The sequence below is a fragment of the Leptospira semungkisensis genome (assembly GCF_004770055.1).
Lineage (GTDB): Bacteria > Spirochaetota > Leptospiria > Leptospirales > Leptospiraceae > Leptospira_B > Leptospira_B semungkisensis.
Window position 1 is genome coordinate 321,897 of sequence record NZ_RQEP01000019.1, and the last position, 15,142, is coordinate 337,038.

18 protein-coding genes are annotated in these 15,142 nt (G+C 43.3%); 11 read left to right on the plus strand and 7 right to left on the minus strand.

The genetic code is table 11. The features are described from left to right. Positions 1-2: 2 nt before the first annotated feature. Entirely contained in the window at positions 3-1,919 is a 1,917-nt protein-coding gene (locus tag EHO59_RS15890) for a fumarate reductase/succinate dehydrogenase flavoprotein subunit (protein WP_135589434.1), read from the plus strand. Next, positions 1,919-2,650 carry a succinate dehydrogenase/fumarate reductase iron-sulfur subunit gene (locus EHO59_RS15895; RefSeq protein WP_135589435.1) on the plus strand — a complete coding sequence of 244 codons (732 nt, stop codon included), beginning with the start codon at positions 1,919-1,921 and terminating at the stop codon, positions 2,648-2,650. The genes EHO59_RS15890 and EHO59_RS15895 overlap by 1 nt, the downstream gene beginning before the upstream one ends. 53 nt (positions 2,651-2,703) lie before the next feature. Here EHO59_RS15895 and EHO59_RS15900 read toward each other — a convergent pair whose 3' ends face one another. The 5 genes from EHO59_RS15900 to EHO59_RS15920 all read right to left on the minus strand — a co-directional run bounded on the left by EHO59_RS15900 (position 2,704) and on the right by EHO59_RS15920 (position 7,877). Further along, entirely contained in the window at positions 2,704-3,744 is a 1,041-nt protein-coding gene (locus tag EHO59_RS15900; protein ID WP_135589436.1) for a 1-aminocyclopropane-1-carboxylate deaminase, read from the minus strand. A gap of 4 nt (positions 3,745-3,748) precedes the next feature. Next, positions 3,749-5,554, minus strand: a complete 1,806-nt coding sequence (gene lepA / locus EHO59_RS15905; protein ID WP_135589437.1) for a translation elongation factor 4 — start codon at positions 5,552-5,554, stop codon at positions 3,749-3,751. 119 nt (positions 5,555-5,673) lie between these two features. Then, positions 5,674-6,051, minus strand: coding sequence for a TIGR04452 family lipoprotein (locus tag EHO59_RS15910; RefSeq protein ID WP_135589438.1), 378 nt, complete (start codon positions 6,049-6,051; stop codon positions 5,674-5,676). A 146-nt stretch (positions 6,052-6,197) separates the two neighbouring features. Beyond that, entirely contained in the window at positions 6,198-7,184 is a 987-nt protein-coding gene (locus EHO59_RS15915; protein ID WP_135589439.1) for a UDP-3-O-acyl-N-acetylglucosamine deacetylase, read from the minus strand. 12 nt (positions 7,185-7,196) lie between these two features. Further along, entirely contained in the window at positions 7,197-7,877 is a 681-nt protein-coding gene (locus tag EHO59_RS15920) for a DUF6989 domain-containing protein (protein ID WP_135589440.1), read from the minus strand. A gap of 128 nt (positions 7,878-8,005) precedes the next feature. Here EHO59_RS15920 and eno point away from each other — a divergent pair, with 128 nt between their 5' ends. From eno to lcpA, 7 genes are read left to right on the plus strand one after another with little or no spacing between them, the layout of a single operon-like run. Further along, entirely contained in the window at positions 8,006-9,304 is a 1,299-nt protein-coding gene (gene eno, locus EHO59_RS15925; RefSeq protein ID WP_135589441.1) for a phosphopyruvate hydratase, read from the plus strand. Between the two features lie 6 nt (positions 9,305-9,310). After that, positions 9,311-9,772 carry a septum formation initiator family protein gene (locus EHO59_RS15930; protein ID WP_210409998.1) on the plus strand — a complete coding sequence of 154 codons (462 nt, stop codon included), beginning with the start codon at positions 9,311-9,313 and terminating at the stop codon, positions 9,770-9,772. Between the two features lie 8 nt (positions 9,773-9,780). After that, positions 9,781-10,386, plus strand: coding sequence for a ClpP family protease (locus tag EHO59_RS15935; protein ID WP_135589442.1), 606 nt, complete (start codon positions 9,781-9,783; stop codon positions 10,384-10,386). Positions 10,387-10,396: 10 nt separating this feature from the next. Continuing rightward, the gene (locus tag EHO59_RS15940) at positions 10,397-10,756 is read left to right on the plus strand and encodes a hypothetical protein (protein ID WP_135589443.1); all 360 of its coding nucleotides are present in this window, start codon (positions 10,397-10,399) and stop codon (positions 10,754-10,756) included. Between the two features lies 1 nt (position 10,757). Beyond that, positions 10,758-11,759 carry a YheT family hydrolase gene (locus tag EHO59_RS15945; protein ID WP_135589444.1) on the plus strand — a complete coding sequence of 334 codons (1,002 nt, stop codon included), beginning with the start codon at positions 10,758-10,760 and terminating at the stop codon, positions 11,757-11,759. Positions 11,760-11,785: 26 nt separating this feature from the next. After that, a complete protein-coding gene (locus tag EHO59_RS15950) occupies positions 11,786-12,331 on the plus strand; it encodes a DUF4416 family protein (RefSeq protein WP_135589445.1) in 546 nt (181 codons plus the stop codon). Next, positions 12,306-12,878, plus strand: a complete 573-nt coding sequence (gene lcpA, locus EHO59_RS15955) for a complement regulator-acquiring protein LcpA (protein WP_135589446.1) — start codon at positions 12,306-12,308, stop codon at positions 12,876-12,878. Before EHO59_RS15950 ends, lcpA begins: the two co-directional genes overlap by 26 nt. Positions 12,879-12,884: 6 nt before the next feature. Here the strand turns inward: lcpA and EHO59_RS15960 are convergent, their stop codons facing one another. Together EHO59_RS15960 and EHO59_RS15965 are read right to left on the minus strand one after the other, a co-directional pair. Continuing rightward, on the minus strand, positions 12,885-13,640 hold the full coding sequence (locus EHO59_RS15960; protein ID WP_135589447.1) for a diacylglycerol/polyprenol kinase family protein: 756 nt from the start codon (positions 13,638-13,640) through the stop codon (positions 12,885-12,887). A 21-nt stretch (positions 13,641-13,661) separates the two neighbouring features. Further along, complete coding sequence (locus EHO59_RS15965) at positions 13,662-14,012, minus strand: STAS domain-containing protein (RefSeq protein ID WP_135589448.1); 351 nt, start codon at positions 14,010-14,012, stop codon at positions 13,662-13,664. A 45-nt stretch (positions 14,013-14,057) separates the two neighbouring features. Between EHO59_RS15965 and EHO59_RS15970 the strand changes: the two genes are divergently transcribed. Continuing rightward, a complete protein-coding gene (locus EHO59_RS15970) occupies positions 14,058-14,762 on the plus strand; it encodes a hypothetical protein (protein ID WP_135589449.1) in 705 nt (234 codons plus the stop codon). Positions 14,763-14,780: 18 nt separating this feature from the next. Next, positions 14,781-15,128 carry a hypothetical protein gene (locus EHO59_RS15975; RefSeq protein WP_135589450.1) on the plus strand — a complete coding sequence of 116 codons (348 nt, stop codon included), beginning with the start codon at positions 14,781-14,783 and terminating at the stop codon, positions 15,126-15,128. Positions 15,129-15,142: the final 14 nt, after the last annotated feature.

Here is a 15,142-nt window from a genome sequence, read left to right on the forward strand (position 1 = left end):
TTATGAGTTTAGATTCCAAAATCCCATCGGGTCCATTGGAAAAGAAATGGGATGATTATAAATCCCATATCAAATTGGTAAACCCTGCTAACAAAAGAAAGTATACCATCATAGTGATCGGTACCGGTCTTGCGGGGGGTTCCGCTTCCGCTACTCTTGCAGAGCTTGGTTATAACGTAAAAACTTTCTGCTTTCAAGACAGCCCTCGTAGAGCTCACTCGATTGCAGCTCAGGGCGGTATCAACGCTGCCAAGAATTATCAGAATGACGGTGACTCTGTTTATCGTCTTTTCTATGATACGATCAAAGGAGGAGACTTTAGAGCGAGAGAAGCGAACGTTTATCGCTTAGCTCAAGTTTCCGCAAACATCATTGACCAATGTGTGGCTCAAGGTGTTCCATTTGCTCGTGAATACGGCGGTCACTTAGACAATAGATCTTTTGGTGGCGCTCAAGTTTCCCGTACATTCTACGCTAAAGGACAAACGGGACAACAGCTTCTATTAGGAGCCTACTCTTCTCTTTCTCGCCAGATCGGTTTGGGAAATGTGAAGATGTATCCTCGCACTGAGATGGTGGACCTAGTTGTGATCGATGGTCATGCAAAAGGTGTGATCATCAGAGACCTGGTTACAGGTAAGATCAGTGTTCACGCAGGTGATGCGGTGGTTCTTGCTTCCGGCGGATACGGTAACGTATTTTATCTTTCGACTAACGCGAAGGGTTCTAACGTAACTGCAACCTTTAGAGCTTATAAGAAAGGTGCCTTCTTCGCGAACCCTTGCTACACTCAGATCCACCCTACTTGTATTCCTGTATCTGGAGATCATCAATCCAAACTGACTCTAATGTCTGAATCTCTTCGTAATGACGGAAGGATTTGGGTACCAAAAAAACAGGGAGATACTCGTAATCCTGCGGATATTCCTGAGAGCGAAAGGGATTATTACCTCGAAAGAAAATATCCAAGCTACGGAAACCTTTGTCCTCGAGATATCGCTTCTCGTTCTGCAAAAGAAGTTTGCGATGCTGGATTCGGTGTAGGGCCAGGTGGACAGGGAGTTTATCTAGACTTCTCTTCAGCGATCCAACGCTTAGGAGAACATACAATCGCGGAAAGATACGGAAACCTATTCCAGATGTATGAGCAGATCACTGGAGAAAATCCATACAAAGTTCCGATGAGGATCTATCCTGCAGTTCACTACACCATGGGCGGTCTTTGGGTAGATTATAACCTAATGAGCAATCTTCCAGGTCTATTCGTGATCGGTGAGGCAAACTTCTCTGATCACGGTGCGAACCGGTTGGGAGCTTCCGCTTTAATGCAAGGACTTGCAGACGGATACTTCGTTCTTCCGTATACGATCGGAAATTATCTGGCAGAAGTTGGATTCGGTAAGACTCCTTCTACAGATCATGCCGAGTTCAAAAAAGCAGAATCCGACGTTAACGAGCAGACAAACAAACTTCTTTCCATCAAAGGAAAGAGAACTGTCGACTCCTTCCACAAAGAGTTAGGAAAACTCATGTGGAATAATTGCGGTATGGCAAGAGACGAGAAGAGCTTAAAAGAAGCACTTACTAAGATTCCTCAGATCAGAGACGAATTCTGGAAGAATGTAAACGTTCCAGGTTCCGGAGCTGAGCTAAATCAATCCCTTGAAAAAGCAGGAAGAGTTGCCGACTTCTTGGAATTCGGAGAACTACTCTGCTTAGATGCTCTTACAAGAGAAGAATCTTGCGGAGGACATTTCCGTACCGAACACCAGATGGACGACGGAGAAGCAAAACGTGACGACAATAAGTTCTGTCACGCTACTGCTTGGGAATGGAAAGGAGTGGGTGCAAAACCTACAGAGCACAGAGAAAAACTGGAATTCGAGAACATTAAACTCGCTACGAGGAGCTACAAATAATGGACCTCAAACTCAAAGTCTGGAGACAAAAAAACTCAAAAGAGAAAGGCAAGATCGTAAATTACGATGCAAAGGGAGTTTCTCCCGATATGTCCTTTCTTGAGATGCTGGACGTGGTCAACGAGGAGTTGATCGTAAAGGGAGAGGATCCGATCGCCTTCGAACACGATTGTAGAGAGGGTATTTGCGGTTCTTGTAATATTATGATCAATGGAGAGGCTCATGGCCCTCTTCCTGGAGTCACTACTTGCCAGCTTCACATGAGAACCTTCAAGGATGGAGATACCATTTATCTCGAGCCTTGGAGAGCGAAGGCATTCCCAGTGCTCAAGGATTTAGTAGTAGATCGCAGCGCTTTCGATAGAGTGATCCAAGCCGGAGGATTCGTAAGCATCAATACCGGAGGAGCTCCGGATGCGAACGCACTTCCTATTCCGAAGAAAGATGCGGACGTAGCAATGGACGCGGCGACCTGTATCGGTTGCGGTGCCTGTGTTGCTTCTTGTAAGAATGCTTCTGCGATGCTATTCGTTTCCGCAAAAGTTTCTCACTTAGCGCTTCTTCCACAAGGACAAGTGGAAAAGAAAGAACGCGTGAAAAACATGGTAAACGCTATGGACAAAGAAGGATTCGGAAATTGCACAAACCAATACGAATGCGAAGCAGCTTGTCCAAAAGATATCAAACGCGATTTCATTCGAGTTCTGAACAAGGAATACATTCTTTCCTAAGTTTAAGATTCGGATTTTCTAATAAACTAAAGGCTTCCGTATGGGAGCCTTTTTTATAGGTTCATTCCTTGCAAGATCCCGCCTTGGTAGACGTACAAGATCCTACCATTTAGCTCGTCTGACTTTGCCATTTCTTCCAAAACGGAAAATGTCTTAGCAGAGTAGATAGGCTCCAGGTAGATCCCGAATTTTCTTTCGTATTCTCTTGCCTTCTCTTCCCAAAACCCATCTTTCTTTCCAAAGGAGAAGGAAAGACGAAGCTTATCTTTTGGTTCTACCAATGAATTCCAAGCGAGTGAAGGAAGTGTTTGTCGAAGTGACGACAAATTCTCTTGGAGCCAAAGGACAGTCTTCTCCCGATTCAACCCCAGGCATATCCCAGTTATAGGAAGCTTTCCCCAAAGGATTGCAGAAAGCCAGGTCAGTCCGGAACCGACATCCAATACGACATGATCGAAAGAATTCGGATCAATCTCTTCCCAGAGCGAAGAAAGTCCGTTCAAGGATTCTTGGCAGAAGAAGTATTCCGGAAGAAGGAGATCTCCCGATGAATTTGGATTTTCAGCTTTGTCATCCCATCTGGACGGTGTGGAATTTAAATTCCGCGTACTCAGTTTAGATTCGAGTGATGTACGATCCAAATTCCGAGCAGCATTGTCTGTGGAATTTTCATTCAGATGAAGTTGATTGAGGGAAAGAGAAACTTTTGTAGTATCTTCGACAGCCCTCTCCCATTCTTTCCTGCTTGGGTAGAGCTCCAGTTCGCTAAATCGCCTCGCAACAAGTGAAGCCGGAGAAACAAGGTTCCCATCACGAGAATATCCGAGGACTTTTGTAGGAACTCCGACATGCCGAAAGAACAGCACACCTGCTAGAATAGCATTGGAATGTAAATTCCCCTGAAGGAGGACTTTCTTGCAGAGACCGGACTCGATCGAAGGCAAAAGACTTTCATAGATTCCGAAAAGTTTGCGGATCTTTGTTCCCTGAGAAAAAAAGATCCTATCGTCTCGTTTGATATGGATTTCGTAGGAATCGGTTCGAACAACCGGATCAATCCGTGTCTTGCCGATACGCAAAACACCGGGGAGCAAAAGATCAGTCTCCGGTCTTTAAGACTGCGAGGAAGGCCTCTTGAGGAATTTCCACATTTCCGATCTGCTTCATCCTCTTCTTTCCTTCTTTCTGTTTCTCTAATAGCTTTTTCTTACGAGTGATGTCCCCGCCGTAGCATTTGGCGGTTACATTCTTGCGCAGTGCAGAGATACTTTCTCTCGCGAGGATCTTTCCTCCGACTGCAGCTTGGATGGGGATCATGAATTGGTGGCGGGGAATGATCTCTTTTAGCTTTTCTATGATCTCCCTTCCTCTAGACTCCGCTTTGGATGTATGAACAATCATGGAAAGAGCATCCACAGATTCTCCGTTCACAAGAATATCCATCTTAACAAGGCGAGAAGCCTTATAGCCACAAGGTTCATAATCCAAAGAAGCATATCCTCTGGTCAAAGACTTGAGTTTATCATAAAATTCGAAAATAAGCTCTGCGAGAGGGATCTCGTAGGTCAACTGCACCTTATCCTGAGAAAGATAAACGGTATCTAATTGAACTCCCCTCTTCTCGATTGCGAGAGTCATGATATTTCCTACATATTCGTTCGGAGTGATGATAGAAGCTTTTACATACGGTTCTTCCGTTGCTTCGATAAACACTGGGTCCGGGAATTTGGAAGGGTTATCTATATCTATAACTTCTCCGTTTTTCATTCGGATTGTATATTTAACGGAAGGCGCCGTAGTAATCAGGTCAAGATTGAATTCTCTCTCCAATCTTTCCTGCACGATCTCCATATGCAGTAGTCCTAGATACCCTACCCTAAATCCGAAACCTAGGGCCGCAGAACTTTCCTTTTCATAGACAAGTGCTGCGTCATTCAGTTTCATCTTTTCGATTGCATCTACTAACTCTTCGAACTGCTCTCCTGCGATCGGAAAGAGTCCTGCAAACACCATTGGCTTTGCATCTTTATAACCAGGAACAGCGTCTTTACTCGGATTAGAGAACAGAGTTACAGTATCTCCCGTTCTCGCGTCGGATACCTTCTTGATACCCGCTATAATATAACCTACTTCGCCCGCAGTTAAGGAATCGGTCGGAGTCAAACTGATGCCTTTGATCCCTACTTCGTTCACAGTGAAATCTTTTTGGCTACTCATGAGAAGGATGCGATCTCCCTTCTTCACCGTTCCGTCAAAAACGCGGATCTTGATCACCACTCCCATATAAGGATCGAAATAAGAATCATAGATTAATGCTTTCAGCGGCCCCTTAGGATCTCCGGAAGGCGAAGGAATCTGTCTTGTGATCTCTTCGAGAACAGCTTGCACGTTTAACCCTGTCTTTGCAGAGATCGCTACAGCATTCTCCGCATCCAGTCCCAAACTGTCTTCGATCTGAAGCTTGGTCTTTTCAACATCCGCTGCGGGAAGGTCGACCTTATTCATTACTGGAATAATGGCCAGATCTTGTTCCATGGCCAGGTATAAGTTCGCTAAAGTCTGAGCCTCCACTCCTTGGCTCGCATCCACTATGAGTAGAACTCCCTCACATGCCTTTAAAGAGCGAGAAACTTCGTATGTAAAGTCCACGTGCCCCGGCGTGTCGATGAGATTCATCGTGTATGTATTTCCGTCCGCAGCCAGATAATTGAAGGTGGCGTTATTCGCCTTAATTGTGATCCCTCTCTCCCTTTCTATATCCATGGAGTCGAGGATCTGATCCTTCTTGGTCCTATCGTCCGTGATCCGGCCGATTTCCAAGAGTCGATCCGCAAGAGTGGACTTCCCGTGGTCGATATGGGCAATAATGGAAAAATTACGGATGAATTTCTGGCGATCAGACATTGTTAAAAACAAATTCCGTGGGGAAACCCCCACTGAAAAGCCTTTTATACTGATAAGAAAGCGAAACAACTTGCTCTCTGGAAAGCCCTCGGAGCAAGTTTGGCATGATTAAGAAGACCTTAGATCTTCTGAGTGACTAGACCGTCCGGCTGGATATTTGTGCATGTGCCGAAAAGCACTGTAACAACCGGGCGAACTCCCAATGCCGCAAAATTCTTAATCTCTTCGGCACATGAATCTACATCTGCCTTTGCATAGTATTCAGTCGGAGTGAAATTTGCTAAGATAGGTGGAAGAACAATATTATTGATATAAGTAGCCCCACTTGCATCCTGAGCCGCAACGGCATACAAGGCAGCTCCGGTAGTGGCAGCCTCTTGGATCTTGGTCTTAGCCACACTTCCCTTATAACGATCTGTGGCTCCCGTTTGGTTGGCTACCGCGCAATTTGCGAGAAAATAGAAAAACGACGCGACTGCTAGGATTTTTACCCGCATCTTAAAACCTCTTTTAAAATGTAATGATTCGCAATTTGAAATTTTCGAGAAAACTCTTCAATTTACAACTAGTTTTAGGCTCCAGAATTTATTTCCAAGGATTTTTGGAGAAGTAGGATTCACGCGTCTCTTACCTTCTTGAACACTTAGCTAAGGATAGAGATCCCATTTTTTTCCAAATTCTCCCGGTTACATACAAACTGAGCGATATCTATTTGTTTGTGATGATCGAAAAGAAAAGTAGTCATCCTTCCTACAAATCTTCCCTCATATTCCTCTTCTGCAAAGCGAAGCCAGGAAACGATATCGATGATCTCGTGACAGAGAAATTCATAGTTATAACCCGACTTGGCATCCAAAAATTTTTCTCTTGGATTATAGATCTTATCCTCGTCTAGCAAGAGAACATTTTCTAGAGTAAACGGATAATCCTTAAGACCTCCAGCAAGTCCGATCTGATAGAAATTCTCGGCATCCTTCTTATTTCTAAAGGCAGTAGTGCGCGCATCTCCAAAGAAGGAAAAAGTTTCCGAGTTGAATTCCATTTCTATTCTAGAATTTCCAACAGTCTCTCCAGGATACGACACCTGATGATCTATTATCAATTTGTCATGATCCTCTGGCTCTAAAATGCAATATCCTTTTTCCCAGACGAGAGCAAACGGAGAAGAGACAAAGATAGGCTTTCTATTTCCGACCTGTTTTAGATTGGCCTTGGCTCCCTCCATATACACACGATCGCAATAATCGAAGGTAGGAAGACTCGCTTCTTCTAAGGAAAAATCCGCATATAGACCAAATGCAAGCATCCAAGCCAAAGGATGTTCGATAACCTTAACTTCTCCAAGCTGTATATTATGATTTCCTTTAATACATTTTTCTGGATCAAGATCGTATTTATTTCCCTGCCAGGAGAAGGAAGACTTTCCGTTCTTTGCAGGAGAAACGGAAACCTTACTCGGTTTATTCTCGAAGGTGGCTTTCCCTTCTACCGTAAATTCTTTTTGGAGGGTATAAGAAGAATTCCTTTCTATTCCTGTTTCGGCTTTGAATTCAGGAGGAAGATAGAGTAGATTCGGATTTCGAGTTTCTTTTAAATCCTTGATCTGCGAAGGATTTGTAAGGACCTGCATATTCGCCTTCCCTTACTTCCAAACGCCTTCTATAAATAGATAGCTAAAGGAAAGTGAGCCTAAATATACAAACATTGTGGCTCCTGCCCAAAGGAGCTTTGAACGAAATGGTTTATGCTCCGTGCGGAAATACGCAAAGGTTGCGAATACTCCTAACAGAAATTCAGGAAATAGAACGTAGATCGCTATATGTCCTAACATAGAAACATTTTGAGCATACCAGATCGGAATAAAAATCGATGCCTCTTCTGAGAGTGCGAATAATAAAAACGCAACCCCACCCGCAACCGCATACTTGGAGATCGAGTTAGCTTCCGGATAACGTTTCGTAAATCTAGTAGCAGAAAATATAATTAAGAATAATGGAATAGTCCAAAGCCCCGCCATATAAGCGGAAACAGTTCCTATCTTATAGAAGCCATCGGGAGAAAATACAAGTATACCAAGCACCTTGGAAAGGAACCAATCCGGCACAACCTGTAGAATACTTAATGGTAGTACAAAGAGAAAAATATCGGTCCATCGATCGTGCTTTGCAATCTGTGCAACGATCGGCAAAGATATATTGTAAACTAGAACGAGAAAAAACAATCTCCACCCGCTTGTCGCCTGAATAGGAAGAAGTAAAACTATGATACATAGTATTGCGAACGCTAGATGGAATAATATAGTATGCTTCTCAGTCGTTTTCATTGGGGGATTTCTATCTGCAAACTCGGGGGCGGCAATCGTTTTTTGGTCCTTTTCCCGCTTGATTTATTTCCCCGTAACAAAAGGATTTCAGGAAAAATCTATAAGAGATAGGTATCATAGGAAACAACATGTCCAAATCTTCCAAAATCTCGGCGATCCGCGCCCGCGAAATCATGGATTCGCGTGGAAACCCCACTGTAGAAGTGGATGTTCAACTCGAAGACGGCTCCTTCGGTAGAGCCGCAGTTCCTTCTGGAGCTTCTACAGGAGAATACGAAGCAGTTGAATTGAGAGACGGAGATAAATCCCGCTATTTAGGCAAGGGAGTTCTCAAAGCGGTCGAACACGTAAACATCAAGATCAAGGACCTATTGATCGGAGAAGATGCTTTGGACCAGAATCGCATCGACTTCCTGATGTTGGACAAGGACGGGACAAAGAACAAAGCCAAACTAGGAGCGAATGCGATCCTAGGAACCTCTCTTGCGACAGCAAAGGCAGCGGCGGCTCACGCCAAGCTTCCCCTCTACCGTTATATTGGTGGAAACTTCGCGAAAGAACTTCCAGTTCCGATGATGAATATCATCAACGGAGGAGCTCACGCAGACAATAACGTGGACTTTCAGGAATTTATGATCCTTCCTGTAGGAGCTCCTAATTTCAAGGAAGCTCTTCGCATCGGAGCTGAAGTATTCCATTCCCTAAAAGCGGTTCTGAAATCCAAAAAACTCAATACTGCAGTCGGTGACGAGGGAGGCTTTGCTCCGGATCTTTCCAGTAACGTAGAAGGTCTCGAAGTCATCCTCCAAGCCATCGAAAAAGCGGGCTATAAGCCTGAAAAAGACGTATTGCTCGGATTAGATGCTGCTTCTTCCGAATTCTTCGACAAATCCAAGAAAAAGTACGTTCTGGGCGGGGAAGGAAATAAAGAATTCACCAGCGCGGAATTAGTAGAATACTATTCAAATCTAGTCTCAAAGTATCCGATCATTACTATTGAAGACGGTCTGGACGAGAACGACTGGGACGGCTGGAAACTTTTGAGTGAGAAATTGGGCAAAAGAATCCAGTTGGTTGGAGACGATCTATTCGTTACGAATATTGAAAAGCTCTCCCAAGGTATTTCTTCTGGGGTTGGTAACTCGATCCTGATTAAGGTAAACCAGATCGGAAGTCTCTCCGAGACATTGGCATCCATCGATATGGCTAAAAAGGCCAAATATACGAATGTGATCAGCCATAGATCGGGAGAAACTGAGGACGTGACTATTTCTCATATCGCAGTCGGAACGAATGCAGGGCAGATCAAAACTGGCTCTCTTTCTAGAACTGACAGGATTGCGAAATATAACGAACTTTTAAGAATCGAAGAAGAATTAGGCTCTTCTGCGGTTTACAAAGGGAGAAATACATTCTATAATCTTTAAACTCTTATGGGCATGAATCTCGCAAACAGACTCTTCCTACTTTTACTCTTCTTATCGGGAATGTTTTACTTCACCGTACTTGGAGAGTCAGGGCTTGTTGTGAGATCCAGCTTAGAGACCAGTCTTTCCAGTCTACGCTTAGATGTGGAGAGATTGGAGTATGAGAACAGACAATTAGAAGAAAGACAGAAACTTCTCCGAGACGATAAGGTCGCCTTGGAGAAGGAAGCCCGCAAATACTATCTTCTTTCAGAGAACGCTCAAATCATCAAATTCAGGGAACCGGAACCTAAAACGGAGAACCGTCCGGTACTTGCTTCCCGTCTAATAGCTTTGAGAGCGGATCGGGATCTTCCCGTCCCTCCCATCCAGTTGCTTCGCTTTTTTTACGTTTCCTTTGTAGCTTTCGTATTTATTGGAGTTTTCAGGAAATTACGGAGGAAGAAACTGGAACAACGCAGTGCTTAGGAGCCAGAATGTCCGAGACAGAAAAAATCAGCGAAGTAATCGAAGAACTCGCTGGTAGCAAAATTTCAAAAAAGTTCATCGACCATCGTAAGATCTTCCTTTGGGGAGCGGTTACCGATGAATCGGCAAAAGACATCGTAGGTAAATTATTATACTTGGAAATGGCCGATCCAGGAAAAGAGATCACCTTCTATATCAATAGTCCTGGAGGAGTAGTTACTTCCGGTCTGACTATTTATGATACTATGAAAATGATCTCTTCTCCAGTGCATACGGTATGCATGGGACTTGCTGCTTCTATGGGTTCCGTTCTACTCGCTGCAGGTGTAAAAGGAAAAAGGACCATTTGGCCGAACGGTAAAGTGATGATCCACCAGCCTAGTATTGGCGGACAAATCGTAGCTCCCGCAACCGATCTAAAGATCCAAGCAGAAGAAATCCTGAAGACCAGAGCAAGACTCAATCAGATCCTTGCCGAAGCTTGCGGACATCCTGTGGAAAAATTAGAAGAGGATACGGATAGAGACTATTATATGGACGCAGATGAGGCGATCAAATATGGGATCGTAGACTCACTTGCAACCAAGATAGAATTCCCGAAGCCTAGCAACTAAGGCTTCGACCTTGTCCCCACACTCTTCCTTAGAAGAAACAATTCGCTCTTTCCTGGAAACCTTCCAGGGAGGAGTCAAAGATTCCGACCAAGAAATATCCGCCCTACTCCTCGAATTCTCAGGACTTCTATTCGAAAATCCGGAAGAGGAAAAAGGAAAGAAGATCCAAGTTTCCGATTTAACCGGATTCGAATTAGATGAATTTCTGAATTTCTATCTAGAAGATATGTTCCCGGAAGATTCTCGAATCCGCGGAAAGGCGAAAGAGTTCCTTAAGAAGTTTAGAAAGTATTTAGATAAGAACTCACTCTTGAATCAAGAGCAATTAGAGGATTGGAAAGAGTTCTTTAAAGAAAATGAAATACAGTAATATGGAATCCTCTCATTTTCGTCCCAGGAGATTTGTCTCCGGCAAGCATGCCCAAACAATCTACAACACTCTCTTTCCACCTGAAAATCCATTAAGAACTTCTTATTATTGCGAAGACATTCTACTGACTCTCTCCGACGGCTCGGGGGATGCAGTTTGGCTCGAGCATAATCCTCCTGTCTCCTCCTACAGAAAAAGTTCTCCTCCCTCAAACGGATATTATATTTTAATGATACATGGAATGGAAGGAGATTCTGAGAGTTCCTATCTAGTTTCCTTAGCCACTTCTGCCTTGGAAAGAGGATACGGGATTATTCGAATGAATCTTAGGAATTGCGGAAGAGGAAGGGGCTTCTCTCGAAAATCCTATTATGCAGGCCAATCCGAGGATGTCCAAGACGTTCTAGACTATATGTATGAATCCCTGAGCAGAAAGATTTTCGTCTCAGGCTTCTCTTTATCTGCAAATCTCATTCTGAAATTTTTCGGAGAATCCAGAAATCATAAGGCACTCGCATTCTCTGCAGTCTCCCCTCCTTTGGATCTGGCAAAGAATTGCGTGTTCATAGACTCCCTAGCTGGTAGATTCTACAGAAATCATTTCATCACTAGCTTTAAGAAGAAAATGAAAGAAGGTCTTATCGATCTGACCCAAAAGCAGATCGAGGACTCTAAAAAGGTCCGTACATTCTTCGACTTCGACGATATGGTTACGGCACCTTCTTTCGGATATCCGAGTGCTATGGAGTATTATAAGGCAAACTCCTGCATCGGCTTTATTCCCAATATTCGTCATCCAGGCATTCTTATCCATGCGGAGGATGATCCTGTAGTTCCTCTTTTCGAATGGAACTCAATTCAATGGGAGAAGCTTCCGAATCTGAAGACAATTCTGACCGAGAAGGGAGGACATGTTGGATTTGTGACCAATTCCACTCCGGAATTGCCTGATGGACGTTGGCTTACTAAAATTCTGCTGGATTATTTCGATTCCAGATTATAGTTTGCTGCTTATTCCCCGGATCGAAAGTGAATCCTAAACCTTCTTCTCCCAGACAAAGAAAACCGCTGCCAGCCTCCTTCTTTCTTATCGTTTCTTACGAGAATGAAGAGGTATATTATAGATTGAAAGAAAAGGCAGAAGGTTCCTTCTCCCAAACTCTTTACGAATCCAAGCCTCTTCCGAAATGGAATCATAAATTTGAGAGTTTCTTGGATTCTCCCTTAGGAAGATTCACTCGTATTTTATCCTTAAAGAGAAGGATCTCAAGAGAAGAACTCCCGAGCCTGCAAACCGAATGTTCTAAATTTCAAACTGCGCTGCGAAAGTCCGACGAATCGGTTCGGATCTTTCCAGGTTATTTAACTCCTTATAATCTAGTGCTTGGCTCGTTGGAAGAAGATCTGCACAGGGTTTATCTTTTTCACGGAGTTTTTGCGGAGATCATTTACACCTTTCAAGGTCAAAAATGGATTCCAGAACCTTATTCTCCCGAGTTCTTCAAGACACCCGAAGTTATATACTTTTTTACTAATTTAAGAGAATCTTATGTTACTTCTTTGGAAAAACGCTAAATCCACATTTACACTTCTGTCTCTACTGCTCTTCTTTGCATGTGAGCCTGCAGTCTTATCCGTCAGCAAAGTAGAACTCTGCGATTATTTTACTCGGGATGGGATCTGCAAGGAACCTACTGCCCTAAACAAAAAATATTCGGTCGATATTCCTAATATCAAAAAGCCTCAAACCTGGGAAGATCTAGGAAATTATCTCTATTTTCATGCTCGAGAGACTCCCGGCTTTGTTCTCAGAATGAACCGCAAGATGAGTCCTGAAGAAAGAAAGAATATTAAAGAAACCTACTTTGCCATGTATGAATTCTCGGGAGTCCGAGGCAAGATGGAAGGGTTCGAGATCGGAGAAGATTGGATCGGTTCTTTTAATTATCTTGGAAGCATGGTAAAAGAAAAACAAAAGAGAGAAAACAGATTAAACCAATATCCGTATGAGACTTCCCTCTTTCCTACTGATTTGGAATTCACTTGGTCTGCGAAGGGAATTAGCGGTTCCACGAAAACCAGGATCGATTTCGTGTACCACGTACTTCCGGCAGAAAAATAGATCTAGTTAAATAGTTTTGAATATATGAGAAGGATCCAAGAAGATCGAACTAGGATCCAATTGCAGAATAAAGAAAGCGAGTAGACCTAGAACCGTCGCGGAAACGACAGGAATCAGTAGATTATCATCCACCACTCCATTCCAATATGTTCCGCTATACAATTCAGTTAATGCCGCGGCAATCACTGCAGGCAAGATCAAGAGTATATTCTGCAAGAAGGCTCCGCTTCCGAAATGATAGATCCCGAAATCTTGTGGATTGGCTTGCACTATATAAACAAACCATAAACCTACCAAAGCCGAAGAAAGAATAAACGCTACGATCCCTTCCTTAGATTTTCCGTTAGAGAATCGATTCTTTCCGAAATGAGTTCCTACCCAAGCAGCACTCGGATCTCCTATCACCAAGAAGAGCAAAGAAAGAATCGTAATGTCTGGTGGAAAGAAAAGCACCACAAAGGTAATGGAAAGAAAATACGGGAAGGTTCCGTTGATTCTGTATTTCTCTTCTTCTTTTAAAAGAGGACCAGCAACTTTCACAAATAGATTTTGGACTGCTGCTATCTTGAATCTTGAATATTCTAATATTACTAGCATCCCAAGACAAGCTAACAGGATCGCAGTGATGATTGCTCGAGTCGCATAAACTAAACCGAAGGCGCCTTCGAACACGTCGAAATAGTAACAGGCAGGAATGATCAAACCTAATAGATGCCAGGCCTTTCTGAAGTAATTAAAGGAGGATGGTTTTTCAGATTTCATTCTTTTATCCGATCTCGATTTTCAGCGTTTGGACGCGATCTTTAAGGCCGCTTCTTCGTCGTTAGCTATTAGAAAAAAGCCGTTTAAACCCGCCATCTTAAAAACGTTAACGACTGCCTTGGAAATATTCACGAGAACGAGTTTGTTCTTACTGGAAAAACTCGTTTGGCTCACCTCTTTCAAAGCCTGCACTCCCGTCGAAGACACTAGATGTACATCTTCCATATCCATAATGACAGGGCCTTGACGGACCGCAACGGAAAGAGCATCCTTGAACTTTTTCTCCGTAAAGGAGTTGATAGAACCCTGTAATTTCAGAACTTGAACGTTGTCTATCTTTTCAGTTGAGATGATTATCTCGTTGAGGATCATATCTTTCCGATTCGTCAGGATACGGGAATTTCCAAATAGATACAAATGGTTTTTCTATTCTTCACCTCTACATTCCTGTTTTTCAAAACCTATGGATTCCCATTCTCCGGGGCTTTAGTCCTCTGCCTTACTCTTGCACTTTCTCAATTCCATTCCGTAAGAAGTTTGAGACCTGGATTCGGTTTCTTACTCTTGCCTGCTTGTATCTGTGCAATCTCTCTCTGGGATGGTTCTTCTCCCGAGGAAATCCTAGATATCATTTGTATTAGTTTAGCGGGAATGATTTGGGGAGGAGGCTTCTCCTTTTTAGGAGCTAGGTTTCCTGCATTCAAAGAAGTACTGGCAACACTTCTACTCGCGATCGCTTGCATGCTCTCTTTTGCAAGAAGGGAATATTCTCCTTTTCTACTTCCACTTCTCTCCTTAGAGCTCTTGCCTTCTGTTTCAAAACGATTTCGATATGGGATCTTACTCATCGCAAATCTTGCAGCATTCTTCTTGATAGGAGAAGACAAATCGGATCTGCTCTCGGAACCTTCATGGATCAAGTCGGTCTTACTTTACTTGGGAATGGTCTGGGTCCTTAAAAAAGGTTCCTCCGAATTCTTGAGCAAATTCTTATATTTCACGTTCTTCTTTCTTATATCCTTAACTCATCCAGGAAAGGAGTTCGTGATCTTAAGCTTAGGACTTTATTTTTCCTACTTGCAAGAAGGGACCTGGGGCCTAGAATCAGGAAGAGAAGCCTAATCATTCGGATCCGATCTCATGAAAATCAAAGTAGCTCATCTATTACGCAAAACTGAAGAAATAGATAGGGACCTAACTGAACTCGGAAAGATCAAGGAGAGGATAGCCTCGGACAGAGACTATTCCGAATCCTTGAGAGAATCCATTGGCGCAGAGATGAATAAGCTTTCTTCTCAAAGAAAGGAGATGCTTTCTCTACAAACCAAGGAGACTCCCAGTGATTGGAACTCCGCTTCTTTGCCTTCCGGTGCAAGAGCCGCAGAAGGTTTATACCAGGACAACGAAAAACGCCTAACTCGAGAAATATCCGTTGAAATCCAAGGTAAGAAGCAGCAACCTGCCCGAAAGACCATACATAAATACTAGTTTATCCAATCTCC